At 37.6% G+C, this 26,247-nt stretch carries 26 protein-coding genes; 7 read left to right on the top strand and 19 right to left on the bottom strand.

What is annotated here, in order from left to right:
* Nucleotides 1–42: 42 nt before the first annotated feature.
* The 14 genes from EIY84_RS00580 to EIY84_RS00515 form a co-directional block, all read right to left on the bottom strand.
* On the bottom strand, nucleotides 43–957 hold the full coding sequence (locus tag EIY84_RS00580; RefSeq protein WP_124639426.1) for a glycosyltransferase family 2 protein: 915 nt from the start codon (nucleotides 955–957) through the stop codon (nucleotides 43–45).
* A complete protein-coding gene (locus EIY84_RS00575) occupies nucleotides 957–2,060 on the bottom strand; it encodes a DegT/DnrJ/EryC1/StrS family aminotransferase (protein WP_124639424.1) in 1,104 nt (367 codons plus the stop codon). The genes EIY84_RS00580 and EIY84_RS00575 overlap by 1 nt, the downstream gene beginning before the upstream one ends.
* Nucleotides 2,061–2,127: 67 nt before the next feature.
* A complete protein-coding gene (locus tag EIY84_RS00570) occupies nucleotides 2,128–3,342 on the bottom strand; it encodes a glycosyltransferase family 61 protein (RefSeq protein ID WP_124639422.1) in 1,215 nt (404 codons plus the stop codon).
* 1 nt (nucleotide 3,343) lies between these two features.
* The gene (locus EIY84_RS00565) at nucleotides 3,344–3,751 is read right to left on the bottom strand and encodes a sugar 3,4-ketoisomerase (protein WP_124639420.1); all 408 of its coding nucleotides are present in this window, start codon (nucleotides 3,749–3,751) and stop codon (nucleotides 3,344–3,346) included.
* On the bottom strand, nucleotides 3,741–4,883 hold the full coding sequence (locus tag EIY84_RS00560) for a glycosyltransferase family 4 protein (protein WP_262696896.1): 1,143 nt from the start codon (nucleotides 4,881–4,883) through the stop codon (nucleotides 3,741–3,743). Before EIY84_RS00560 ends, EIY84_RS00565 begins: the two co-directional genes overlap by 11 nt.
* Nucleotides 4,884–4,931: 48 nt before the next feature.
* A complete protein-coding gene (locus tag EIY84_RS00555) occupies nucleotides 4,932–5,912 on the bottom strand; it encodes a CgeB family protein (RefSeq protein WP_124639416.1) in 981 nt (326 codons plus the stop codon).
* Entirely contained in the window at nucleotides 5,909–6,661 is a 753-nt protein-coding gene (locus tag EIY84_RS00550) for a glycosyltransferase family 2 protein (protein ID WP_124639414.1), read from the bottom strand. The genes EIY84_RS00555 and EIY84_RS00550 overlap by 4 nt, the downstream gene beginning before the upstream one ends.
* Before the next feature lie 9 nt (nucleotides 6,662–6,670).
* A complete protein-coding gene (rocD, locus tag EIY84_RS00545) occupies nucleotides 6,671–7,921 on the bottom strand; it encodes an ornithine--oxo-acid transaminase (RefSeq protein ID WP_124639412.1) in 1,251 nt (416 codons plus the stop codon).
* A 100-nt stretch (nucleotides 7,922–8,021) separates the two neighbouring features.
* Nucleotides 8,022–9,377 carry an acetyl-CoA carboxylase biotin carboxylase subunit gene (gene accC, locus EIY84_RS00540; RefSeq protein ID WP_124639410.1) on the bottom strand — a complete coding sequence of 452 codons (1,356 nt, stop codon included), beginning with the start codon at nucleotides 9,375–9,377 and terminating at the stop codon, nucleotides 8,022–8,024.
* 92 nt (nucleotides 9,378–9,469) lie between these two features.
* Complete coding sequence (gene accB, locus EIY84_RS00535; protein WP_124639408.1) at nucleotides 9,470–9,949, bottom strand: acetyl-CoA carboxylase biotin carboxyl carrier protein; 480 nt, start codon at nucleotides 9,947–9,949, stop codon at nucleotides 9,470–9,472.
* A gap of 117 nt (nucleotides 9,950–10,066) precedes the next feature.
* Nucleotides 10,067–10,267 carry a 50S ribosomal protein L32 gene (rpmF, locus tag EIY84_RS00530; protein WP_124639733.1) on the bottom strand — a complete coding sequence of 67 codons (201 nt, stop codon included), beginning with the start codon at nucleotides 10,265–10,267 and terminating at the stop codon, nucleotides 10,067–10,069.
* 60 nt (nucleotides 10,268–10,327) lie between these two features.
* A complete protein-coding gene (locus tag EIY84_RS00525; protein WP_124639406.1) occupies nucleotides 10,328–10,855 on the bottom strand; it encodes a YceD family protein in 528 nt (175 codons plus the stop codon).
* Between the two features lie 112 nt (nucleotides 10,856–10,967).
* Nucleotides 10,968–12,059: a 4-hydroxythreonine-4-phosphate dehydrogenase PdxA gene (pdxA, locus tag EIY84_RS00520; protein WP_124639403.1), complete on the bottom strand. Its 1,092-nt coding sequence runs from the start codon at nucleotides 12,057–12,059 to the stop codon at nucleotides 10,968–10,970.
* A 171-nt stretch (nucleotides 12,060–12,230) separates the two neighbouring features.
* Entirely contained in the window at nucleotides 12,231–15,623 is a 3,393-nt protein-coding gene (locus EIY84_RS00515; RefSeq protein WP_124639401.1) for a methylmalonyl-CoA mutase family protein, read from the bottom strand.
* 182 nt (nucleotides 15,624–15,805) lie between these two features.
* Here EIY84_RS00515 and EIY84_RS00510 point away from each other — a divergent pair, with 182 nt between their 5' ends.
* The 3 genes from EIY84_RS00510 (at nucleotide 15,806) to EIY84_RS00500 (ending at nucleotide 17,992) form a co-directional block, all read left to right on the top strand.
* On the top strand, nucleotides 15,806–16,138 hold the full coding sequence (locus tag EIY84_RS00510; RefSeq protein ID WP_124639399.1) for a hypothetical protein: 333 nt from the start codon (nucleotides 15,806–15,808) through the stop codon (nucleotides 16,136–16,138).
* 15 nt (nucleotides 16,139–16,153) lie between these two features.
* A complete protein-coding gene (ruvC, locus tag EIY84_RS00505) occupies nucleotides 16,154–16,708 on the top strand; it encodes a crossover junction endodeoxyribonuclease RuvC (RefSeq protein ID WP_124639397.1) in 555 nt (184 codons plus the stop codon).
* Between the two features lie 228 nt (nucleotides 16,709–16,936).
* The gene (locus EIY84_RS00500) at nucleotides 16,937–17,992 is read left to right on the top strand and encodes a DUF4407 domain-containing protein (protein ID WP_124639395.1); all 1,056 of its coding nucleotides are present in this window, start codon (nucleotides 16,937–16,939) and stop codon (nucleotides 17,990–17,992) included.
* Nucleotides 17,993–18,057: 65 nt separating this feature from the next.
* Here the strand turns inward: EIY84_RS00500 and trmB are convergent, their stop codons facing one another.
* From trmB to EIY84_RS00475, 5 genes are all read right to left on the bottom strand, one after another.
* Nucleotides 18,058–18,732: a tRNA (guanosine(46)-N7)-methyltransferase TrmB gene (gene trmB, locus EIY84_RS00495; RefSeq protein WP_124639393.1), complete on the bottom strand. Its 675-nt coding sequence runs from the start codon at nucleotides 18,730–18,732 to the stop codon at nucleotides 18,058–18,060.
* 134 nt (nucleotides 18,733–18,866) lie between these two features.
* Entirely contained in the window at nucleotides 18,867–19,784 is a 918-nt protein-coding gene (locus EIY84_RS00490) for a DUF6759 domain-containing protein (protein ID WP_124639391.1), read from the bottom strand.
* A gap of 72 nt (nucleotides 19,785–19,856) precedes the next feature.
* Entirely contained in the window at nucleotides 19,857–20,648 is a 792-nt protein-coding gene (locus EIY84_RS00485) for a hypothetical protein (protein WP_124639389.1), read from the bottom strand.
* 102 nt (nucleotides 20,649–20,750) lie between these two features.
* Entirely contained in the window at nucleotides 20,751–21,917 is a 1,167-nt protein-coding gene (locus EIY84_RS00480) for a GlmU family protein (RefSeq protein WP_124639387.1), read from the bottom strand.
* A gap of 140 nt (nucleotides 21,918–22,057) precedes the next feature.
* A complete protein-coding gene (locus EIY84_RS00475) occupies nucleotides 22,058–22,309 on the bottom strand; it encodes a type B 50S ribosomal protein L31 (protein ID WP_048499968.1) in 252 nt (83 codons plus the stop codon).
* Between the two features lie 263 nt (nucleotides 22,310–22,572).
* On the opposite strand from EIY84_RS00475, the gene EIY84_RS00470 reads away from it, so the two are divergent.
* The 4 genes from EIY84_RS00470 to EIY84_RS00455 all read left to right on the top strand — a co-directional run bounded on the left by EIY84_RS00470 (nucleotide 22,573) and on the right by EIY84_RS00455 (nucleotide 26,238).
* Nucleotides 22,573–23,973, top strand: coding sequence for a hypothetical protein (locus EIY84_RS00470; protein WP_124639385.1), 1,401 nt, complete (start codon nucleotides 22,573–22,575; stop codon nucleotides 23,971–23,973).
* Between the two features lie 15 nt (nucleotides 23,974–23,988).
* Entirely contained in the window at nucleotides 23,989–24,315 is a 327-nt protein-coding gene (locus tag EIY84_RS00465) for a nucleotide pyrophosphohydrolase (RefSeq protein WP_124639383.1), read from the top strand.
* A gap of 254 nt (nucleotides 24,316–24,569) precedes the next feature.
* The gene (locus tag EIY84_RS00460) at nucleotides 24,570–24,905 is read left to right on the top strand and encodes a hypothetical protein (protein WP_124639381.1); all 336 of its coding nucleotides are present in this window, start codon (nucleotides 24,570–24,572) and stop codon (nucleotides 24,903–24,905) included.
* Between the two features lie 103 nt (nucleotides 24,906–25,008).
* Entirely contained in the window at nucleotides 25,009–26,238 is a 1,230-nt protein-coding gene (locus tag EIY84_RS00455) for a 3-phosphoshikimate 1-carboxyvinyltransferase (protein ID WP_124639379.1), read from the top strand.
* Nucleotides 26,239–26,247 lie beyond the last annotated feature (9 nt).

Genomic DNA, 26,247 nt, shown 5'->3' with positions numbered 1-26,247 from the left:
AATAAGAATAAGAAGGTTGCCCATAGTTGAGCAACCTTTTTTTTATTTGAAATGAAGCAAAAGTAATTTGAAAAACAACAACGGCTGCGTATATTTTATTTTATACTTTTCTTTCTTCCATTCTTTTTTCAGAGATTTTCTTTTTTGCTTGTCTTGGGTTTCTGAAAGTAAAATTTCATATTGAAATTTCAACAAATGCTGTTTGTAGTCTTTCGCCAAATCCGGGTCGGAGTGTATGACATCTAGATATTTATCGGTTACTTTTTTGTAGGAATCCGACATTGCTTTCCAGTTTCTGGACAAACTGTTATCCAAAACCCTGTAATAGAATAATTTTTGATCTAAAAAACCCAATTTGTATCCCAAACGAGTCAAGCGCAAATTCATGTCCCAATCTTCTGTCTGTATATTTTCATCAAAAGGATGGAGATCGAGGATGTTTTTTTTTGCAAAAGTCCCCACATTCACCGTTCTATTTTCTGTAACATTTTTCAGAAAAAAATCGGCCAACATGTTTTGTACTTTTTCTTTGTCTTTTCCAGAATACGCCGGTACAGTCTCAGCAGTTTCTTGTATAAATTTGTATCCATCAGACAAAGCGAAATCACAATTGGACTCTTCTAAAAATTTCACTTTTTCGGCGATCATCTTTTCGTCCCACCAATCATCACCGGAAAGAATCCCAATGTATTTCCCCGAAGCCTTGGACAACAAGAAATTGAGATTTTTGGCAACACCCAACGGTTCGGCATTTTGGTAAACTTCCGTTTTTCTATGGGTATCAGAAAGGCATTCTTTTGCCAATTGAAAGGTTTTGTCTTCTGACAAGTTATCCAACAAAATAATTTCCAAATTGGGATAGGTCTGCGCCAAAGCCGATGCACAAGCTTGTTGAATGAATCTCTCATGATTCATTGTCAGAATTAATACACTAACTAAGGGAAGATTGTTGTGCATTAAAACTGATTAAGAGCTTGGATTACGAAAGAAACTTCTTCCTCTGTCATAACTTGTGAAATAGGAATACTCAGAACTTCTTGACAAAGATTTTCCGTGATCGGGAAAGTCAAACCGTTCAACTCCGAGTAACAAGTTTGCTTGTGAGGTGGGATTGGGTAATGGATGATGGATTGAATAGCATGAGCTTCCAAATGTTTTTGTAGAGCCTCTCTATCTTTGGTTTTCACTACAAAAAGATGCCAAACATGAGATTTTTCATTTTGAGGAAGAGTTGGAAGTTCAATTTTTGGATTGGAAATTTCAGATGAATATCTTTTGGCAATCTCTCTTCTTTTTTGATTGTCCAGGTCCAAATATTTTAGTTTAGCATCTAAAATGGCAGCTTGTATTTCATCCAATCTAGAGTTAAGCCCCAGATAATCATTCACATATTTTTTTGTAGATCCGTAATTTGCCAAAGCTCTAATGGTTGCTGCCAAAACATCGTCGCTGGTTGATACTGCACCACCATCGCCTAAGGCTCCCAAGTTTTTTCCGGGATAAAAAGAAAACCCCGATGCATCACCCAAATTACCGGTTTTTATGCCTTTGCATTCAGCTCCGATTGCTTGTGCATTGTCCTCGATAATTTTCAGATTGTGTTTTTCTGCAATCTCTTTTAGTTGCTCGTTGTAGGAAACCTGACCGTACAAATGAACCGTCATTATGGCTTTGGTTTTTGGGGTGATGGCGGCTTCTATTTTATCCACATCAATGTTATGATTCTCTGGATTAGGCTCGACCAAAACCGGAATCAATTGGTTGTCCGAAATGGCCAAAAGCGAAGCAATGTAGGTATTGGCAGGGACAATGATTTCGTCATTTTTTTGGAAAATTCCCAATTCTAAATAACCACGAATGATCAAACGAAGCGCATCCAAACCGTTGGCAACACCAATTACATGTTTTGCACCGATGTATTCGGCAAGATTTTTTTCAAAAGTTTTGGTTTTATCACCCAAAAGATACCAACCGCTACGGAAAGTTTCTACTATTTGGTTTTCAATTTCTTCTTGATGTTGAAGGTTTATTTTCTGAAGGTCAAGGAATTTAATTTCCATATTTTCTTGTTGTATTATTTCGTGAATAAGCAACAAAAATACTATTATTTTTTAAAATTAAATCACCTTATAAAGCCAATAATCGATTCAATTGAAGTTCAAATTCATTTGTATCCAAAACATAATCTTCATGAAAGCCTAAACTTTCATCTCCAAAACGCCAATGGTACAAATCAAAGCCTGAGAATTCGGCTAAAGTTGAGAATATAGAAAATTCCTTCCACACATTGGCCAACCAAAGCAATCCTTTTGTTTTGCCGGGTTGAGCAAACAGTACATTGGTCCAAGCAGCTCCGCTGGGTCCGATTATACAATCTGCATTTTGCATCAGGTACATTTGTTCATGAATATTAAGGTCTTCTAAATAAACCGCTTGAAAACCGTACTTTTCTGCCACTTGCAACAACTCGTCTTCGTTGTACTTTCTAAATTGAGATTTTCTAGCTAAAAAAACTTTAGATATCGGATCTATTCTAACGGCATTCATATCCAGATTAGACAAACAAACCGTCCGAAGATAATCGATGGAATGAGGTGAAAATTTCGCAAACTCAGCTTTATATTCCTCACCTTCACCGATGTTGGGTACTGCAACATTGGGGTAAGAAATATGCCAAACTTTTGGTGCAGTATAGTAATGGTCTTCAGATAAAAAGCGAATTTCATTTTCTTTGATGAAAAAAGACAACAAAACTTTCATGTTTTCAATTTCCTCCACTTTTTGGTGAGTAACCACCAGGAGTTGCTCGTGGTGGGGTATCTTTTTTAAAAACTCAACTTTTGAAAGAATTTCGATTAGAAAATGAAAATAGTTGAAACAAAAATTACCGCTTAAAAATAGAACTTCTCTGCCCAAATCTATTTTCGGTAAATTATTCAGTTTCGCCAATTTTTCCGAATGAAACAATAGATTTTTGGAATGGTACATCAGTGTATATTCGGTAGAAAATTTCTCCACTTCTTCATAATAAGCAGTCTTCAAATTCTTTGTGAGAAAGGTATTAGAATCTAAAGAAAAATACACATCACGAAGTGAAAACGCCTCTACCGGAAGCAGAGACACGGGTTTTTCGACGATGTCTGACTTAAAATCTTTTGGACAAAACACGGATGAGGCTTCTTGTGCCCTTAGCGTGTGTCTTTCCGAACAATATCCAGTATCTATTTGTTGAAGTGGTATAAAATCCACTATCAATCTTTTTGCCTTTCTGAAAAACGATTTGAAATAATATTTTTTTCTTTGAAAAGACAGGTACTTATCCAGATCTTTTTGTTTTTTCATCCTATTTTTTACTTAGGAATTCATCATAATCGCGGATGTAATCTTTCTCATCATACTCGATGCTCGCAATACACATTTGCACGGCATTGTGTGAGTATTTCATGGTTCTCCAGCACATTTTGGGGATAAAAAGTCCTTGATTGGGTTTTTCCAAAACAAATTCTTGTTTATCGCCATTTAACAATTCTGTAGTAACGATGATCTTCCCTGCAACTGCAACCAAAACCTGGTGCAAATCATAGTGAGAATGCCCGCCTCTTTCCACCTCCTCCGGAGTATAGTAAGTCCAATATATTCTTTTGGGAACAAATGGAAGATTTTCTTTTTCTGCCAAAGAAATATAGCCCAACTCGGGTTTTCCTATTTTCGGAAAGTCCATCAAAAATGGCTTGTCATAATTATTCTCCATGTATTTCTTTGTAATATTTTATGGTTTCGTTAATCATAGTATTCACATCAAAATGCTTGACCACTGTTTTTCTTGCTCGTTGTCCTATTGCATCCAGCAATTCTGTATCTTGCAACAATTGTATTGCAGTTGCAGCAAAACCTTCTTCATTATTTGCGACAAATCCATTTTCACCATTTTTTATGATTTCTGTAAATGCTGGGATAGCGTTGCAAACTACAACCTTAGCCATTCCCATTGCTTCCAACAAAGATAAACTAAAATTTTCTCCTTTGGAAGGAAACAATAAGAGCTCAGCTTTTGCTAATAATTCTTTTATTTCATACGCTCTTTTTTGCCCGTGAAACACAACGAAGGGCTGGTCTTTTTCATCCAAAAACTCCGACAATCTTGATGGAAAATCCTGAGGATTACCAACAAAATGGAGGGTTGCGTAAGAGATGGCTTCTCTTATTTTTTTAAACGCTTTCAGAGCGGTATCGGCACCTTTTTCTGTAGAGGTATTTCCAAAATAAAAAACAGATCCCGGAAGTTTTCCCGTATCGATATCCGGCTTAAAAAACTGGGTATCTATCCCGTTATAGATCAAACAAGGAGAGTTAATATCAAAATATTTTATATTAATTTTCTTAGAAAACTCTGATATGACAATGTTATTTTTGGATTTTTGAAACGCTAGTTTCTCACAATATTTTTTACCTACAGCTACATTTTGGTAACCAAACTCTCCTTCTAAAACAGTCCAAGAACCATGACAACGAACGACATAAGGAACATTCAACCGGTCCAAAAACAGAGAAACGCCTTCCCAATCATGCGTTTCTATCACATCGGGTTTTATGTTTTTATCGTGTAAAAAAGCATTCAACTCATCCACCATATATTTTTTTTCATCAACAAAAAACTGCAGATGAGCCTCCGATAGAAAAGAAATTTTTCCGGTTATTGAGCGAAGAAGGTCTTTAACTTTATATTTTTTGAAATACTCTTTTACAAATTTGAAATCGATTCCGTTTTCCGAAAACTCAATTGGATGTTTTGATGTCCCAAAAACGGTAACTCGGTAACCTCTTCTCACCAAATGTTCTGCGAGATTTTTATAAAAAACACCCGTCCCTCCGGATTGTGAAATCTTAGGATGATGGTATTCTTTTGTGAAAATAAGTAAATGTTTCAGGGTTTATTTTTTTAAATCAAATACATAATTCACCCAACTGTCCAGTGTATATTTTTGGTAAATATCTTCTGGAATTTTTTCATAAGGTGAATTGAAAAATTCAGGAGTTAAGTTAGAAAAATCTTCGTTAAGAATCAAAATATTTTTTGGATTATAAAAATCGTAATTCTTGATCGTTGGATTGTTGGTAATTATTTTTTTCTCAAAAGCCATGGCCTCGAATACCCTGAAACTGAGACCTGTTTGTCCAGACCTCATTAAGTCCAGAATGGATTTTGTCCTTTTATAAAAGTCGAGAATAATGCCGGTACCTATTGCTTTTCTTTTAAAAATGACCGGAACTCTGCTTTTTTGAGGATTAATAGAATATTTCAACTTCGGCACCCAAGCTTTTTTACCTACGACCACAATCTGAAATACAGAATTGATTTGCAACAACTTACGCACCAGAGGATATATGATTTTATTTCTACTTTTGTCGTAAGAAGTGACATAAAAAAGATCCAAGTCCGAGGAGTTTTCCGCTTGAGGCTGAAGGTCTAGATAATTATAATTGCACAGTTTTTCAAAGCCATATTTTTGAACATCTGCATCATCAAAAGAGAACACTTTATCAAAAAAATGCAGTTTGTCTTGAACCGGAAATCGTTGGAGATTATCGTACAAAAAAGTTATCAATCTATTGGTTTTAGAGCGAATGTACGCTAAGGTTTCGTGCGTAAAAACATCAGGATTGAGCACCAATATTTGATCTTGAAAACCTAATTTTTCCAAGGAACTGATTACATATTTTTGTCTTTTTTCGTGTTTTAAATTTTTCTTCAAAACCACTTTTGACAAAGCATTAAGCACTTTTTCTTGTAGTCCTGCATGAGAAACAGCTCCAATCTTTATATGATGAGACTCAACGCCTTTTTTTGATAAGGCTTTCACGATGTAGTGATCGTAATCCCAGAAATCAAAACTTACCACACAGATTTTCATGCTTTAGTATTTCTTTTTAAAGATTGGTAAGTTACAAAAACGCTTAAAGTTTGCAAATAAGAGAGTTGAAATCCTTCTACACCATCCAAAATCCCCAATCGAAGGATGTATGTTTTAAAGAATTTAAAGATCGTTTTTAACCAATGAGTCATGAAACTGTACTTTTTCCCTTTCATTGCCAACTCCTTGCCTTTCAGTTCTCCATAATGCATCATTTTCTTTTTGTACGAAGAATAATCCGTGACCGAAAAATGCAAAAGTTTATTTTTTAATTCTCCAATTGTCCCACCTACCTCAAGCGTTTCGTGCACTTTTTTATCGGCTTTGTATCTCGTTTTAGATTTTCTAAACAATCTAAAATTTTTATCGGTTTGTGTCCCAGAGAAATGAATGGGTTTTCCACAAAAAAAGAATTTTCTGTAAAAATAATACGCATCTTTTTTATTCTCTTTCCCTAACTCTTCCACAATTTCGCTTTTCAGATCCGGTGTGATCCTCTCGTCGCCATCCAAAAAAAGCACCCAATCGTTCGTTGCATTATCCAATGCGAAGTTTCTTTGTTTTGTAAAATCTTCGAATTTATTTTGAAAGACTTTTACCTTTGGAAAAGACTGAGCAATGCTCATCGTTTGATCTGTACTATAAGAATCTACGATAATTATTTCATCACAAAAATCAAAACAACAAAGCACTTCACGAATATTTTTTTCTTCGTTGAAGGTAATTATTAATCCACTAACCTTTTCCAAAAATCTATTTTAAGCTTGATATTCTAAAATCGTTTTCCTAATAATAGCGATACAATCCATCAATTGCTCCTCGGTCATCACCAATGGCGGAGCAAAACGAATGATATTTCCGTGTGTAGGTTTTGCAAGCAGTCCGTTGTCTCTTAGTTTCAAGCAAATTTCCCAAGCAGTAGTGCTTTCTGGCGTATCGTTGATGAGAATGGCATTCAGCAGACCTTTGCCACGAACTTTGGTGATCAGGTTGGTTTCTGAAATTAATTTTTCAATTTCAGATCTGAATTTCTGACCTAAAACCTCTGCGTTTTCTGCCAAGTTTTCATCAACCACAACATCCAAGGCTGCGATTGCAACTGCACAAGCCAAAGGATTTCCTCCGAATGTAGATCCGTGCTGTCCCGGTTTTATCACATTCATGATTTCGTCATTTGCCAAGACGGCCGACACCGGATACATCCCACCCGAAAGTGCTTTTCCTAAAACCAAGATATCGGGTTGTACATTTTCATGATGACAAGCAATCATCTTTCCTGTTCTGGCAATCCCTGTTTGTACCTCATCGGCAATAAAAAGAACATTGTACTTTTTACAAAGTTCGGCAGCATCCTTTAAATATCCGGTATCCGGAACATAGACTCCGGCTTCACCTTGAATGGGTTCTGCTAAAAAAGCAGCAATATTTTGCGCATCTGTTTTTAGTAATTCTTCCAAAGCTGGAAGGTCGTTGTACGGAATTTTTTCAAATCCTGGAGTGAAAGGCCCGTAATTTTGATTGGCATCCGGGTCGTTGGAAAAAGATACAATGGTTGTGGTTCTTCCGTGAAAATTATTTTCGCAAACGACAATTTTCGCGGCATTTTCGTTGATCCCTTTCACTTCGTAGCTCCATTTTCTAGCTAGCTTTACGGCCGTTTCTACCGCTTCGGCACCAGAATTCATCGGGAGAACTTTATCAAAACCGAGCATTTCGGTAATTTTCTTTTCGTATTCGCCCAATTTATTATTGAAAAATGCTCTTGAAGTTAATGACAATTTTTGTGCTTGACCAACCATGGCCTCCACAATTTTTGGATGTGAGTGCCCTTGGTTAACTGCAGAATATGCCGAAAGAAAATCGTAATATCTTTTCCCTTCGACATCCCAAACAAAAACACCTTCGCCTTTTTCCAAAACAACTGGAAGAGGGTGGTAATTGTGTGCTCCGTATTTATTTTCTAAATCTATGAAATAGGCTGATGTATGTTGGGTTTCTGTTGCTGACATTTTTGTTTTATTTTGCACAAATTTAGTGAAATTTCCTTCAAAATATAAATAAAAAAACCGCCTAAAAACAAAGGCGGTTAAATATATTCATTAAAATATCTTAATGATTTTCGTATTTTCTATCCATTTGGAAGTCCTCCATAAACTTGGTGGTATAATTTCCGTCCAGATAATCTGGATTTTCCATCAATTGTCTGTGGAACGGAATGGTCGTTTTCACTCCTTCAATATAAAATTCTTCCAAAGCTCTTCTCATTTTAAGAATGGCTTCTTCACGAGTTTGCGCCGTTGTAATCAACTTTGCAATCATCGAATCGTAATTGGACGGAATTGTATATCCTGAATACACATGCGTATCTACACGAACTCCGTGACCTCCGGGAATGTTCAGGTTGGTGATTTTCCCTGGGCTTGGACGGAAATCGGCATACGGATCTTCTGCATTGATTCTACACTCGATAGAATGCAATTTTGGATAATAATTTTTTCCAGAAATAGGATGTCCGGCAGCCAATAAAATCTGCTCACGAATCAAATCATAATCCACCACTTGTTCCGTAATTGGATGCTCTACTTGGATTCTGGTATTCATTTCCATGAAATAGAAATTTCTATGCTTATCTACCAAGAATTCGATAGTCCCAACACCTTCGTACCCAATAAATTCAGCAGCTTTTACAGCAGCTGCCCCCATTTTCTCACGCAATTCATCCGTCATGAAAGGTGAAGGAGTTTCTTCGGTAAGTTTTTGATTTCTTCTTTGTACAGAGCAATCTCTTTCGGAAAGGTGACACGCTTTACCAAATTGGTCTCCAGCAACTTGAATTTCGATATGTCTTGGCTCTTCAATCAGTTTTTCCATGTACATGCCGCCGTTTCCAAATGCGGCAACAGCTTCTTGGATTGCCGACTCCCAATGATCTTTTAGGTCTTCTGCTTTCCAAACGGCACGCATCCCTTTACCACCACCACCGGCAGTTGCTTTTATCATCACAGGATATCCTACCTTTTCAGCAGTCTGAAGAGCATCTTCATACGACTCCAACAACCCATCAGAACCCGGTACACATGGCACACCAGCTTCTTTCATGGTTGCCTTAGCGTTTGCCTTATCGCCCATTCTTTCAATTTGCTCTGGCGTTGCTCCAATAAATTTTATTCCGTTTTTCTGACAAATTCTAGAGAAATTAGAATTTTCTGACAAGAAACCGTAACCCGGGTGGATGGCATCGGCATTGGTAATTTCTGCCGCAGAAATGATATTAGGAATTTTAAGATACGAGTCTTTGCTCATTGCAGGTCCGATACAAACTGCTTCATCTGCAAATCTTACATGTAAAGAATCTTTATCTGCTGTTGAGTAAACCGCAACTGTTTTTATTCCCATTTCCTTGCAAGTACGAAGGATACGCATTGCAATTTCGCCACGATTGGCTATTAATATTTTTTTGAACATCAATTAGAAATTTTAAATTATAAATTTTGAATTTTAAATTATTTTAAACGAAAAAGCTTCATTTAAAATTTATAATCTTTAATCTAAAATTACTATGATGGATCTACTAAGAATAATGGTTGATCGTACTCTACAGGAGTTGCATCATCTACCAAAATTTTCACAATTTTTCCAGATACTTCAGATTCAATTTGGTTGAATAGCTTCATCGCTTCGATAACGCAAACCACTTTTCCTGAAGAAACTTCATCACCTACATTTACAAAAACATCTTTGTCTGGAGACGGCTTTCTATAGAAAGTACCAATCATTGGTGATTTAATCGTCACAAATTTACTGTCATCGGCAGTTGCGTCTGCAGTTGCCGAAGGTGCTGCTGGAGCAGTTGCTGCAACCGGCGCTACAGCTTGTGGTGCTGTTTGGTACACGGTCGGTTGTGGCACATAGCTCACTTCGTTCCCACCAAGTGGAGTTTTGATGGTTATTTCAAAATCTTTGGTTTTGTATTTTACTTCAGATACTTCAGCTTTAGATACAAATTTAATAAGGTTTTGGATGTCTTTAATGTCCATATAGTCGTTTTTATTAATGCCCAAAGATACCATTTTTTTACAAAAAACAACAAAAAACCACTCAAAAATGATTATTTTGAGTGGTTTTTGTATAAATAAAGGGTTTTACCGCTTTTCTTACTCTTCAGTAGATGCTACCTCTTTTTCCAATACTACTTTACCTTTGTAGTAAAGTTTTCCTTCATGCCAATGCGCTCTGTGGAACAAGTGTAGTTCACCTGTTGTTGCATCTTTAGCCAATTGTGGCGCCACTGCCTTATAGTGGGTTCTTCTTTTGTCTCTTCTTGTAGATGACTGTCTTCTCTTTGGATGTGCCATGTCTAATAATTTTAATTGATGAGCGATGAGATTCATCATCTCATCATATTTTTAAACTATTTAATTTTTATTTTTAAACTGTTTCAATGCTTCCCAACGAGGATCTATTTCTTCTCGTTGCTCTTCTTCTATAATTTCATTAACACTGAACTTATTGAGAATTTCCAAATCTTCGTCTCTCAGATTGGGAGAAATTTTCTTCATTGGAATGGCAAGGGTTACATTTTCGTAAACCACTTGCGAAATATTGAAGGCAAAATCGTGCTGAGGAATGGTGATCACCTCTTCGTTGCTATCGTCGTATTCTTCTCCAAATTTCACCAAAAATTTTGCTTCATTTTCTATTGGGCAATCAAACGATTCGTTTGATATATCACAAACCAGCTCTACCGTCCCTGAGGTTTTCACCCAAAATTCTAAAAAGGTAGAATGTTTATCCAACAGCACATCTGCTACAATCTTTGGATTTGTAAATTCTTGTTCAGTATCAAAAAGTTCAAAGAACGATGTTCCTATCTGGAATTGAAAGTTGTGTTTTCCTTCTTTCAACCCGGAAAAGCTCACCTCATAGTTTCTTAATTTGTCCATAAAATGAGTGCGCAAAATTACGCTTTTTTTTTAATTTAACAAATGTTTTAATATTTTTTATCTAAGAAATAAACCTTACCTTACAGCAAAAGGTTTAATCCTTGTTGAACTGTTACTTATCCAATGCCGACAAATCCTCATCAACACCGGAATCTTGTTGGTTTTTCTTCACCCTCAATCGTCCTTCGGACAAGTCTTGATATTCTTTTCTGTTATTAAAAATAGAAATCCCGGTAAAGACAGCCTCCAAAAAACTTTGTTCATCGGCCAAATTTTTTCCGGCAATGTCATACGCCACACCATGATCCGGAGAAGTTCTTACGAAAGGCAACCCGGCGGTATAATTAACACCTTCTTTGTAGGCTAAGGTTTTGAAAGGAGCCAAACCCTGATCGTGATACATGGCCAAAACAGCATCGAAATTTTTATATTTTTCAGGCTGAAAGAAACTGTCTGCAGGATAGGGACCAAAAGCCATAATTCCCGATTCGAACAATTCTTTGATTGCCGGCTCTATCACTTCTATCTCTTCTTTCCCAATTACCCCGCCATCTCCAGCATGTGGATTGAGTCCCAAGAGTGCGATTTTGGGTTTTTGTATGCAGAAATCTTCAATTAAACAGCGGTTAAGTTCTTTAACTTGTTTCTTAATTTTTTCTTTGGTGATATTTCCTGCCACTTCAGACAGTGGGATGTGGTGTGTAGAAACGGCTACTTTCAGATCGTCGGTCACCAAAAACATCAAGCCTTTTTTTCCAAATTTCTCTTCCAGAAAACCCGTATGTCCGGCATGTTTGAAGCCGTTCTTCATCATTTCATCTTTATTGATGGGCGCCGTTACCAATACATCAATATCGCCGTTCATTAAGGCTGTAGTGGCCGCTTCTAAAGAATCTATCGCCATTCTGGTCGATTCTTCGGTAGGTTTTCCCAGATCCACATTCACATTGTCCTTCCACAAGTTCACCATATTCAGTTTTCCATGTTGGGCCTGTCCAGCTTCGGTAATATAATGAAAATTCAGGTTGAGTTTGAAAATATTCTTTTGGTAGGTAAACAATTTTCCTGAAGCAAAGATTACGGGTGTGAAGAAATCTGTAATCTCTTTATCCTTCAATGCTTTCATGATAATTTCTGGGCCTATTCCATTGAAATCGCCTACAGAAATACCTACTTTTACCTTATGTTGCTTGTGATCGCTCATGGTTCAGAATTGTTTTACCTATTAAAAATCTCACAAATGTACTGTTTTTAATCCGAATTATTTAGAATCCAAAAATTAGAAACTAAATTCTAAAAAACCAATTCAGAAAAGGGTCAACAAAAAAAGGGACAACAAAATTGTCCCTCTCAGTTATTTATACATTTTTAGAAATTACATATTTCTTCTGTACTTACCTCCTACTTCGAAAAGTGCGTTGGTAATTTGTCCTAAAGAACAGAATTTCACGGCTTCCATCATGACTTCAAAAAGATTTTTTTGGTTGATGGCTGCCAATTGCAATTCTCGTAACCATTGGGTTGTCAGTGCATCGTTGGACTGTTGGAAATTGGTCAAACTCTCGATTTGCTGTTGTTTTTCCTCTTCTGTAGATCGGATAACTTCTCCCGGAAGCACCGTTGGAGAGCCATCTTTGCCTAAGAAAGTATTCACCCCAATAATCGGATATTCGCCGGTATGTTTCAGCATTTCGTAATGCATAGATTCTTCTTGGATTTTGGATCTTTGATACATGGTTTCCATGGCTCCCAAAACTCCGCCTCTTTCGGTAATTCTATCAAACTCTGCATAAACCGCTTCTTCCACCAAATTGGTTAATTCTTCGATGATGAAGGAACCTTGAAGAGGATTTTCATTTTTCGCCAAGCCCAATTCTTTGTTGATGATCAACTGTATCGCCATCGCCCTTCTTACCGATTCTTCGGTTGGGGTCGTAATTGCCTCGTCGTACGCATTGGTATGCAAAGAGTTACAGTTGTCGTAGATTGCATACAAAGCCTGAAGGGTCGTTCTAATATCGTTGAAATCAATTTCTTGAGCATGAAGGGATCGACCTGAAGTTTGAATGTGGTATTTCAGCATCTGACTTCTTTCATCGGCTCCGTATTTCAGTTTCATGGCTTTTGCCCAAATTCTCCTTGCTACCCTTCCGATTACGGCATATTCCGGATCAATTCCGTTGGAGAAGAAAAAGGACAAGTTCGGTGCAAAATCGTTAATGTCCATCCCTCTGGCTAAATAATATTCGACATAGGTAAATCCGTTTGCCAAAGTAAATGCCAATTGAGAAATCGGGTTAGCACCTGCCTCGGCAATGTGGTAACCGGAAATGGAAACCGAGTAGAAGTTTCTCACTTTATTCTCGATAAAATATTGCTGAACATCCCCCATCAAACGAAGGGCAAATTCTGTGGAAAAAATACAAGTATTCTGAGCTTGGTCCTCCTTTAGAATATCGGCTTGAACCGTACCCCTAACCGTTGCTATGGTTTGATATTTTATTTGGTTGTAGGTTTCTTCATCCAAGATTTCGTTACCGGTCAATCCTAACAATTTAAGACCCAATCCGTTGTTGGATGCAGGAAGCTCTCCGTTGTACACCGGTCTTTTCAGACCTTTGTCGTCGTATTTTTCTTTAAGTTTGGCTTCAATCTTCGCTTCTAATTCGGCTTTATTTTCAGCTTGAGCTATGTATTTTTCGACATTTTGATCAATAGCAGCATTCATGAAAAATGCCAACAACATGGGAGCCGGTCCGTTAATGGTCATGGAAACCGAAGTAAGCGCATTTACCAAATCAAAACCGGAATACAATTTTTTGGCATCGTCTATCGTTGCGATGGACACTCCGGCATTACCAATTTTCCCATAGATATCCGGCGGTAAAGCTGGATCTTGACCGTATAAAGTTACGGAGTCAAATGCTGTCGAAAGTCTTTTGGCAGGCATTTCTGCAGAAACATAATGGAACCTACGGTTGGTCCTTTCCGGTCCACCTTCTCCGGCAAACATCCTTGTAGGATCTTCGCCCGTTCTTTTGAAGGGGTAAATTCCTGCGGTAAATGGAAATTGACCCGGAACATTTTCTTGCCCTTTCCAACGGATAAGGTCTCCCCAATCTTGGAATTTTGGCAAGGAAATTTTAGGAATTTTCAGGTGCGAAAGCGATTCGTATTTGGTTTCAACCTTAATCTCTTTTCCTCTCACAAAATAAGAGTATGCGTCTCCGGACATTTCTTCTTTAAAGTTTTTCCAACCTTTTAGGAAAGCTGTATTTTCTTCTGAAAGATCTTTTTTGGTTTTGATGAAAACTTTTTCTAATTTTTCTTGAGTTGGCAAGTCGTCATCGATCAAGACTTTAGCCCCATCGATCAAATACATTTTCTTAGCGATTAGCGCTTGGTTCTCCACCTCTGCATCGTAGATACGGTTATTTTCTACAATTTCAGAAAGGTATCTCACCCTTTTTGGTGGGATAATGGTTGAGTCGTCCGACACATTTTGTTCAACATATTCGCCAAAAGACACGGCATCATCTCCATATTTCGCCTTGATGGTCTCGTTAATTTTCACCACCAAAGAATTGTACATATCCGTTGTCCCCCAATCGTTGAACTGCGAAGCTTTGGTTGCAAAGACCGGCATCTCATCCAACTTTTTATCAAACAAAGTATGATTTCTTTGGAATTGTTTCCTCACTGCTTGCAATGCATCTAGGGCACCTCTTTTGTCGGACTTGTTCAGCACAACAAGATCGGCATAATCCAACATGTCGATTTTTTCCAATTGGGTAGATGCACCGTATTCCGGAGTCATTACATAAACAGAGACATCGGCAATTTCGGTAATTTCCGAACCGCTTTGTCCAATACCGGAAGTTTCTAAAATAATGATGTCCGGATGTGCCAATTTTAAAACATCCAAAGCCGAATGAATGTGTGGCGATACCGAAACATTATTCTCTCTGGTTGCCATAGAGCGCATATAGACCCTTGCATCGTTGATGGAGTTCATGCGGATTCTGTCGCCCAACAAGGCTCCACCGGTTTTCTTTTTGGATGGATCTACAGAAATAATGGCAATATTCTTATCCGGATTGGATCTTAAAAATCTTCTTACGACCTCATCGGTTAGTGACGATTTTCCTGCGCCACCCGTACCGGTAATTCCGATGATTGGGATTTTGGAATTTTTTGTTTTTTCTTTTAATGCGGCAACCAATTCCGGTTTTTCTTCGGAAAAATTTTCAACTGCAGAAATGACTTGGGAAATGGATTTGGCATTGTCAAAAGAAATGGCATCCAAGTCGGCTACAGAAATTGATTCTCCTGTTGCAAAATCGGATTTTTGCACCAAATCGTTGATCATGCCTTGCAGGCCGAGTTCTCTACCATCGTCGGGAGAATAAATTCTATCAATCCCGTAATCCATCAAGTCTCTGATTTCTTCCGGTAGGATTACTCCGCCTCCACCGCCGAAGATTTTTATTTGTGACGAGTTTCTTTCTTTTAAAAGATCGTAGATGTATTTAAAATATTCGTTGTGTCCCCCTTGATAAGAAGTTAGAGCAATGGCGTTGGCATCTTCTTGGATGGCGGTATTCACCACTTCTTCGGCAGACTTATCGTGCCCCAAGTGGATGACTTCGCAACCTGTAGCTTGCACCATTCTTCTCATGATGTTGATGGCGGCATCGTGACCGTCGAAAAGTGCAGCGGCAGTTACCACTCTCACTTTATTTTTAGGATCGTATTTTGTAGTTTCCATAAATGATATTATAAAATTGAGAATTTGCCAAATATAATTATTTAAAAAATAATATTTAATCGGATGCTACTCACTGCATATCAATACATTAGCGATAACTTTCTTTTTATTAAAACAACAAATTATGCTTTGCGCATGACTTTAACTTGAATATTTGGGTAAATTTGTAAAAATTTAGAATAATGCAAAAAGCGATATTGTTTTTCATCATTGGGACGGTGGGCAGTTTCATGCTCAATTTTTATTATTTTGGAAGCCAAGGGTGGCTTTTGGACTTGTATTATGGCGCTGCTTTCGGATTGGGTTGGGGATTGTCCTATTTTGTTGATCACCCCGAATGGCCTTTGTCAAAAAAATTAGGAATATCTTTCATAGGAATAGGTCTTTTGGTAACGATCGGATTGATCCTTTTTGATTTTGTATTGGCCGTACCGGCGATCATCAAATTTTCCACCGTTTTTGTGGCATACTATCTTATAGCCAGTTTCAAGGAAAGCAAATCGCTGAGACAGTAATTTTTGATTGTATCCATGGAGGTAGAGAGAATAATATTGGGCATAGACCCCGGGACAACCGTAATGGGTTTTGGGATAATTTCTGTAAAAAAAAATAAAATGGATCTGGTATCCATCCACGAATTGATTTTGAAAAAATACCCCAATCACGAAACCAAGCTAAAATATATTTTTGATAAAACCCTAGCATTAATCGACGAGTACCACCCGGATGAAGTGGCTTTGGAGGCGCCCTTTTTCGGCAAAAATGTCCAGTCGATGTTAAAGTTGGGCCGTGCACAGGGAGTTGCTATGGCGGCCAGCTTGTATCGCGATGTCCCAATAACCGAATACTCGCCAAAGAAAATAAAAATGGCCATTACCGGCAACGGAAATGCCAGTAAAGAGCAAGTTGCGGGAATGCTGAAAAACCTTCTGAATCTGAAAGAATTTCCCACAAAATATTTGGATGCTTCCGACGGCTTGGCGGTGGCGGTTTGCCACCATTTCAATTTGTCCAACACGCTGACGGATAAAAAATATACCGGTTGGGAAAGCTTTTTGAAAGACAACCCCGATCGGGTGAAGTAGCAAAACTAATAAAATTTGCTCCGCCTTTCTCTTTTGAATTTATGCTTTCTACTCAATTCTTATTGTTTATGGATACGCGAGGGGTTCATAACAATCAATTCAAAATTTTAACAACTGATCCTCAATAATTTACATATAATTCACCGCTGTACATGGTAAAACATAGTACCGCACTTTACTTTGGTCTAATTTATGCAAGACTAAAAATCATCAACCTAAAAGCAAGCCATGAAAAGCAACACCAACAAAACACAAAATCGGATGAATTGGTTTCAGCACAGTCTTTTGATCTGTTCCGGTGGCAATATCCATATTTTAAAGAAAACACCCAGCGAATGGAACAAGTTTGCCGGAATTGGCGGCATCGTCCTGTTCACAGCGGTATTTGCAGCACTCTCCTCTTTTTATGCCATTTTCACCATTTTCGATGACTTATGGATTTCCCTTGGCTTTGCCCTTCTTTGGGGTTTAATGATTTTTAATCTGGATCGGTACATTGTTTCGTCCATCAAAAAAACAGGAAGTTTCTGGAATCAAATACTGATGACCATCCCGAGATTTATATTGGCGGGATTTCTAGGAATCGTAATTTCTAAACCTCTGGAGTTAAAAATTTTTGAAAAGGAAATTAACAAACAGCTCAACACCATCATCGAAAGGAATAAGAAACAGTTGCAAACCGAGATGAATGGAAGAATCCTGCAACAATCCGGACCTTTTGAAACCGAAAAAAAACAAATTCAACAAAAAGTAGCGGATTATCAAAAGTCGTACGACTCTGCAGCTGTAGAACTGGAAAAAGAAATTTTAGGTACAAAAACAGGGCTTACTTCTGGTAAAATCGGTTATGGATCCAATGCCAAAAGAAAGGAAGAACTGAAAGAAAAAAGAAAACAAGATCTCGAAAATTATCAAAAACAAACGGCTCCTCGATTGGAATATTTGGACAAAGAAATATCGAAAGTCTATACCAACATTGAAACCGAAAGGACGAAAACCGACAAAACTGAAGATCGCTTCAACGGTTTTGCAGCTCGACTGCAAGCTTTGGACGAGTTGGGCAAAAACTCAAAAATCATGGCTGTAGCTGCAATGTTCATCATGGGACTCTTCATCACTTTGGAGATTTCGCCGGTGCTGATAAAATTAATTTCATCGGTGGGTCCTTACGATTATCTTTTGGAAAAGACCGAAAACGACTACCGTTTGTATTCGAAAGAAAAAATAGAGAAAGGAAATTTTGCAACCGACAAAAGAATTGAGGACTACAAGTCCAAGTTTTAAATACAACAAAAGGCTTGGTTTTTGCACCAAGCCTTTTGTGTAAATCTTACCCGAACCCGAGAAATCTAAATTTTGAATTTGATGTAGGTAATGGTTTTTCCTTTTGCCGAGAAAAGTCCTTCGTAATAGGTCTGTATGTCTCGCAACAACGGGGTTCCCGGCTCATATTCCGGAGCTCCATAGATGTCGTGATGTGCAGTGATAATTTCATAGCCCAAACCTTGTAACAGGCCAAGTGTGTAGCCGTGCAAAAATTCGGAATCCGTTTTTAAATGTATGGTTCCGCCAGGTTTTAGAAATTTTTTATAACGGTTTAGGAAATCCGGATGGGTCAGTCGGTGCTTGGTTCTTTTGTATTTTATTTGTGGATCCGGGAAGGTAATCCAGATTTCGTCCACTTCATTTTCCGCAAAGAAACAATCGACCAATTCTATTTGTGTTCTCAGGAAACACGCATTGCCCATGTTACGGGTATGCGCTTCTTTGGCTCCGAACCAAAATCGTGCTCCTTTGATGTCTATTCCTATAAAATTTTTTTCAGGAAAAGCCTTTGCCAACCCAACGGTGTATTCGCCTTTTCCACAACCAAGCTCTAAGACTATGGGATTATCGTTTTTAAAAACCTTCTCTCTCCATTTTCCTTTCAGTTCATAGTCGCCAAGTGCTTCGTCTCTTGTTGGCTGAAATACATTGGGTAAAGTTTTATTTTCCTCGAATCGTGCTATTTTATTTTTTCCCATAACTTATTTTAAAAACGCTGCAAAAGTAAGAATTTTATACGGGTTGAATTTCATTTGACCCTACTCGGCATAAAATAAATAAAAAATCCAAGAAGAATTCTTCTTGGATGGCGTTTATCATTCGCATTGTCCGTTTATTTGGGATTGCTCAAGCTGACTATAATATTTTTTTGAATGGTTTTTTGTGAAGAATACTGGGCACCGCACAACAAACTGGAGAACAAGTAGCTCCCTTTCGGGATCACGATGGAGTTTTCGCTATGTGCAGCAATGGGAAGCCTGTATTTGGTGTACCCTACACCTTCTATTCTCATGATCATATCGCAGTCGGACTTGTTTTCGATCATTACAATAACTTCTTTGCTACTGGGATCGTTGTCGAATAATTTATTCAACAAGCCTACGGTTTTTCTTTTGTGCTCTTCTGGAGACTCGTTCATCAACATTTTAAATTCTTCGGCTTCGGAACTGCTCATCATGGCTGTTGATGTTGATGTGTTTACTGAACTTTTGGAAGCCACATTAGGTTGAACAGAAGGGACATACGCTGAAGAACTTTTCCTATTAAAATCTTCTTTAGCAGCGGCGAGGGTTGCTTTGTAGGCTTCAGAATTTTCTATAGATTTTAGATCTTTATCGGCTTTTTCTATTTTCGCCAATGTTTCACCTTTTATGGACTGGTTGTATTTCCCACTTTCAATCTCAGCCAATTTTTTCTGATAATATTCAATCTGTTTCTTTTTGATGTTGGCATTCATCTCTTCAAATGAGATTTTTGTTGATGGTCGTCTTTTCAACATCGCTAATTTCTCCTGCAAATCAGGAACCCTTTGATCCTCTGGACTTGCTTTTTTCAGATAATCGTTGATAAGGTTGATCAATCGTGGTTTCATGACTGATCGTTTAGGATCGTCCGGATGCGCATCCCTAAGGAACGCATCAATTTCATAGATGCTTTTGCTGTATAATATTCGACTGTAATCTTTCATTTTTTGCTGCGCAGATAGGGACAATCCCATTCCCAAAGCAATAAGAAGCACTATTTTCTTCATTGAAATTCTAAGGTTAACGATTAAAAATTTGATTTCTCAAATAAAGTCACAAAGATACTTTTCTTTCAAGAATTATTCCACCAATTTCATCAAATTTGAAGATTTTAATCGCTTTTGATAGATGGGATGGTACTTTTCTATATAGAATTTTACCCCTTCATAATTTCCTTTTTGTACAAAAGGCTGTAGATTTTCCGAACTGTAAACAAATTGTAAAAAATTGTTGATGAACTCTTTTGGAATTTTTAGTTTGATGAAATAATCTTCGCCTAAATAACTCTGAATATTTTGGATGGCAGCATTCATCTTTACATATTCTTGGTAGCGCTCTTTCTTTTTTCTTTCACCAGAAATAATATCGTAAATACTCTCCAAACTAAAGCTTAGACCTCCATTGGCAAATGAAGCTACAGGAAGCTGAGGCGAGAGTCCATTGCCTTTAGGTCTCGGCAAGCCAATCGTCCGTTGAATCTCTTCATTGTGATCCTTCTTTTTTAGACTGAGCACATCTTTTCTAAGATTACCACTGGGCCTAAAGCTTCTGAGTTTTACTTCTTCTATATCGTAATAATCGACTTTGAGTTCAATAAAATTTTTAGAATTATTCAGGATTTCTTGACTAATTTTCAGATCTTTTCTTTCGGTAACCATGGAAGTAAAACGAAGCGTCTCCCCTAGTTTTCCTTCGATACTAAACCTACCATTATAATCGGAAAGCACCGTTTTCATGGTGTTGATGTTGGTAACATACACTTGATTAAGGTACAACACGGAATGGTCTTTCAGATACAGTTCTCCTTGTACGATTTGAGCTTTTATGCCCAACACCATTAAGGTCAGCCAAAAAACGAGTATTTTCTTCATAAGGTGACAAAAATACAGACATTTTCTTGGGATTAAACACCGTGCAAAGTCCTAATGGCGTTAAATTTATATTAAAGTTTGATAAAAAATCTTAAAGATTTTCTACGACACGAAATTATTGAAAATATAGGTCAAGATTTTTTTGTCATTTTCTTCCAAAGTGACCTTTCGTCTAGACATGGCAATCTCTGCAACCTCGAAAGCTTTATTGATGGTGAATTTTTCGTCTCCCTTCATGCCTCCCCAAGAGAAATGCTCAACCACATTTGGTGGAAATCCGGATTTGAAAATATTGGCCGCTACACCAACAACAGTACCCGTATTCAGCTGAATATTGATGGCAGTTTTACTATGATCTCCCATAATAACTCCACAAAACTGAAGCCCGGTTTTTTCAAATTTCTCACTTTGGTAACTCCAAAGTTTCACTTCCGAATAATTGTTCTTCAGGTTAGACGAATTGGTATCCGCACCCAAATTGCACCACTCACCTAAGATGGAGTTGCCCAAGAAACCATCGTGCCCTTTGTTGGAATATCCAAGGATGACAATATTGTTGACCTCACCACCCACTTTAGACTTTGGACCAATCGTTGTTGCCCCATAGATTTTCGCCCCCATATTGATGATGGAACCCTCGCATAGAGCCAGACTGCCACGAACATGGCATCCTTCCATGATTTCAGCATTTTTTCCGATGTATATTTTTCCGGTTTTGCAGTTTAGTGTACTGTACTCCACCACGGCACCCTCTTCGATAAAAAGATTGGACTTTTCTCCCAAAAATCCATTGGTCTCGGACAATGGTTGCGAGGTTCTGTTTTTGGTGATCAGATCAAAATCAAACTCAATGGCTGCATTGTTTTTTGAAAAAAGATCCGTATGTTTTTCGAAAAAAAACAAGTCTTCATGGATGTCGGTCATTTTCTCAATTTGATTCAACGAAAAATTATCCATGTTGATTCTGGCTGCCAAAAGCTCGTCTTTATACACCAAAGCTTCGCCAAACTTAAGATCTTTTATTTGCTCTAAAACCCCTTCGGTAGGCAAGAAATTAGGCACAATAAACAAAGCTTCTTCTTTTTTGGGAGCAGGATATTTATTTTGCAAATAATCTTCTGTGATGTAAGAACAATTTTCGATTTCTAGAAGGGTTTTCCATCTTTCAGAAAATGTTAAAATACCACATCGCAACTCGGCAACCGGTCGGGTATAAGTTAATGGTAAGAAATTGTTCCAATATTGTGCGTCAGAAAATACGATTTGCATGTTTTGTAGTTGGTTGATGGTTATGGGTTGTTGGTTGACGAAACACAGCTGTTGATTATGTGTTTTGAGGCAAAAATAACAAAAAAAAAATCTCTCGACAAGGTCGAAAGATTTTAATATTTTCTAAAAATTTCTCTAAATTACTTAGCGAATTTTTTGTACTTGTTCATGAATTTGTCAACTCTACCTGCTGTATCAACCAATTTCACTTTACCCGTGTAAAAAGGGTGAGAGGTAGATGAGATTTCCATTTTGATCAATGGATATGTTGCTCCTTCGAACTCGATGGTGTCTTTTGTTTCTGCAGTAGATTTGCAAAGAAACATCTCGTCGTTACTCATGTCTTTGAAAACTACAAGTCTATAATTTTCTGGATGGATTCCGTTTTTCATAACTAATTAATTTAAAAGATTAAAATAAATGGCTTTGAAATAGTAATGGATATTTCTCTGCTTAATTTCAGGTTGCAAAAGTAACCATATTTTTTATTTATGCAAAACTTTTTCACAAATTTTCACATTATATTTTTTGCATCTGTAAATTTATCCCCAACCTTTAATCTTTATTTTCAGAAAAGTTTATCTTTGGACTTTGTATGTCTATGGTTTTCCAATTCATAAAATCCGTATTCATCACACGCTAATACTTAAATGATATGAACTCGAAACTTATTGCTGCACTATTATTTTGGACAGGCTTGATTTTGTTTTCTTGCAATCGGGACGAAATCGAATTCGACACTCCCAACCAAGAACTCCGTTTTTCCAGAGATACCGTATTTTGTGACACGGTGTACAACCAGGTGCGCTCAGAAACCTATGCGGTAAAAGTGTACAACGACGAGGACAAGGACATCGTCATTCCTAAGATTGAATTGGGAAGAGGCGCAGGATCTTTGTACCGAATAAATGTGGATGGAAAATCGGGATTTGAGTTTCAAAACATCCCACTTAGAAAGAAGGATTCGCTTTACATCTTTGTAGAAATAGCACCGAAAGCCAACGGACCAGAAGCCATTGCAGAAGATCAAATCATTTTTACTTCTGGAGCAGCAACGCAGCATGTCACTCTGTTTTCTGTAGTTCAGGATGCCGAGTTTTTTGTACAAACCACTGCCAATCCGGTAAAAATCACCAGCAATACCGTTTGGACCAATGATAAAGCCAAAATAATCTACGGAAACCTCCAAGTTGAACCCGGTGTAAAATTGGACATCCAAGCCGGCACCAAAGTGTATTTTCATAAAAATTCCGGGTTGAAAATCTCCAATTCGGCTCAGCTAAATGTGAACGGAACTTTAGGCCATGAAGTCGTTTTCCGAGGCGACAGAAACGATACGAAGTACGATACCATACCTAAAAATTGGAACTCCATTTCTTTTGATGCCAACTCCAGCCTAAACATGAACTATGCTCGAATTTTTGGCGGCACAAGAGGTTTGGACATGAAACAAACAACGGCCAACATCAGTAACACCATCATCCATACTTTTCAAGAATACGGGATACACGCTGTTAGCTCGGTTATCGCTGCTAAAAATTTGGTCATGAACAATTTTGGAGACGCCGCTATCGGAATGTTCAAAGGTGGTTTCTTGGACATTACCCACAGTACTCTTGTCAATTATTGGGAACTCAACTCGTCCACAAATGCCTATTCTCTTTATGCCAGTAACGAATGGAAAAATCCTTCCGGCCAAATTGAATACGGAGCATTAAATTTGGATATAAAAAACTCAATTCTGTACGGAATACAAAATAATGCCGTGCAATTCAACGCTATTTCTGGACAGACTTTCAATTATTCCATCACCAATTCTCTTTTGAAATACAGCGATACTGCAGGTTTTGGTTTCGATGCCAATCCTTTCATCGTCGGTTCATTAAAAAATCAAGATCCAGAATTTATAAATTCATACATCGAGAAAATGAATTTTAGGGTAAAACCCACTTCACCCGCTCGAAACAAAGGAAATCTAACGGTTGCTGCTTCCGTACCTTTGGATTTAGTAGGAAATTCTCGTTTATCCAATCCTACTTTGGGAGCATACCAATAATGATCTTTATAAAATATGGAAATTACACATTTGCAAAATCAAGTTGATGAATGGATAAAAACTGTTGGTGTCCGATACTTTAACGAATTGACCAACATGGCGATGCTCACCGAAGAAGTTGGTGAAGTTGCTAGAATTATTGCCAGAAGATACGGCGAGCAAAGCGAAAAGGAAAGCGATAAAGCAAAAGATTTGGGCGAAGAGCTTGCCGATGTTTTATTTGTCACCCTTTGTTTGGCCAATCAGACCGGCACCAATCTTCAGGAAGCTTTTGATCATAAAATGAAATTGAAAACCGAAAGAGATCAAAATAGACACAAAAACAATAGTAAATTAAAATAACTATTCTTGAATACACCTTGAAATGCTTTGAAAATGAACAAAGCATTTCTTTTTTTGTTGTAAAAAAAGAAAAAACAAAAGTCACCCAAGTCTTCAATCACCCTAACTATCTGATTTACAATACTTATATTTGTAAAGTATTTTACAATCAAATTACAAGTCATTTTCAACACGAATTTTGAAAGTGGATCTACATTTGTCTTGTTCAAATGAACCCAAAATTAAAACAACATTTAAAAACAAATTCAATTATTATGAAAAAATCATTGTTCGTAGCAGCCGTTGCTGCATTGGCTCTAGTAGCATGTAAAAAATCCGAAGCTGTAGAAACTCCATCAGCTACAGACTCAGCTACCGTTGTAACACCAGCAGTAGATTCTACAATTTCTGCAGCTGCAGATTCAGTAGCAGCACCTATTAACGAGGCTGCAGGTACCGTATCCGATGCTGCTAAAACTGCAGTAACCGATGTAAAAGATGCTGCTAAAGATGCAACTGCAGATGTAAAAGATGCAGCTAAAGGTGCAGCTAACGAAGTAAAAGACGCTGCTAAAGAAGTGAAAGACGCTGCAAAATCGGTAACAAAATAATTCTACTTTTAGTAAAACAGTTCAAGCACCCTCTAACACAGGGTGCTTTTTTTGTTTTTTTGTAGATTTGTAAAATTGTTAATTCGAAATACAAAAGGATTCCATGGAATACAAACGCATTAAAAAATCAAAACTCCTTGCCAATCAATTTATTCGAATTAATGGATCCAAGAGCGAATCCAACCGATTGTTAATTCTTCAATCCTGCTTTGGAAATATCGACATCGATAATTTATCCGACTCCGAAGATACCATGCTGTTAAAAAAAGCCCTGGACAACGACTGCAAAGTAATCGATGTGCATCATGCCGGTACTGCCATGCGCTTTTTGACCTCCTATTTTGCAAGTTTAGAAAACGCAGAAGTGGTACTAACGGGATCCGAACGACTAATACAAAGACCCATTAAAGACCTTGTTGATGCATTGAAAACCTTGGGTGCCGACATCCAATATACGGACAAAAAAGGATCTCCGCCTTTGAAAATCTTTGGAAAAAACCTAGAAAAAAACCGTGTTAAAATAAACGCAAACATTTCGTCGCAATTCATCAGTTCTCTACTGCTGGTTGCCGGTAAATTGCAAAAAGGGCTAACCCTAGAATTGGTGGGAGCACTTACTTCTAGACCGTATTTGCAAATGACCGTAGATCTGCTAAAATCCATTGGAATTTCTGTAGATTGGTCGGGAAATAGTATAAAAATCAGCCCAAAAATCCCATCGGATACCGTATATAAAATGGTGGTAGAGAGCGATTGGTCGTCTGCAAGTTATTTTTATTCTTTGGCAGCCATTGGGAGAAAAGAAATTAGATTGGGAAATTTCAAACCAAATTCTTTGCAGGGAGATTCGAGATTGGTCGAAATTTATAAAAACCACTTTGGAATCAACACTCATTTTGACATTGAGAATCATCATATTATTTTAAAACCAAATGCGGATTTTTCTTTTCCAAAAAGCATAGACTTGGATCTGAACGACTGTCCGGATATCGCTCAAACGCTCTGTGTAACAACAACTGCCCTTGGCATTCCATTCCATTTCAAAGGACTTAAAACATTAAAAATAAAAGAAACCGATCGTTTGGTAGCATTGAAAAATGAGCTTAAAAAAATTGGATGCAATGCCAACATTGATGACCAATCCATCGCATCTAATTCTTATTTTAAACCCGAAAAAAACAGTTCAATAGCAACCTATCAGGATCATCGCATGGCCATGAGTTTTGCACCTTTTGCCTTGGTTGGTGACATTGAAATTCAAGATCCATCGGTCGTACAAAAGTCGTATCCTAATTTTTGGACTGACCTGTCTAGAGTATTGAACCCTCTATAAATAAATGAA

Source organism: Amniculibacterium aquaticum (assembly GCF_003852705.1).
Lineage (GTDB): Bacteria > Bacteroidota > Bacteroidia > Flavobacteriales > Weeksellaceae > Amniculibacterium > Amniculibacterium aquaticum.
This window is presented reverse-complemented; position numbering and strand designations above follow the sequence as displayed.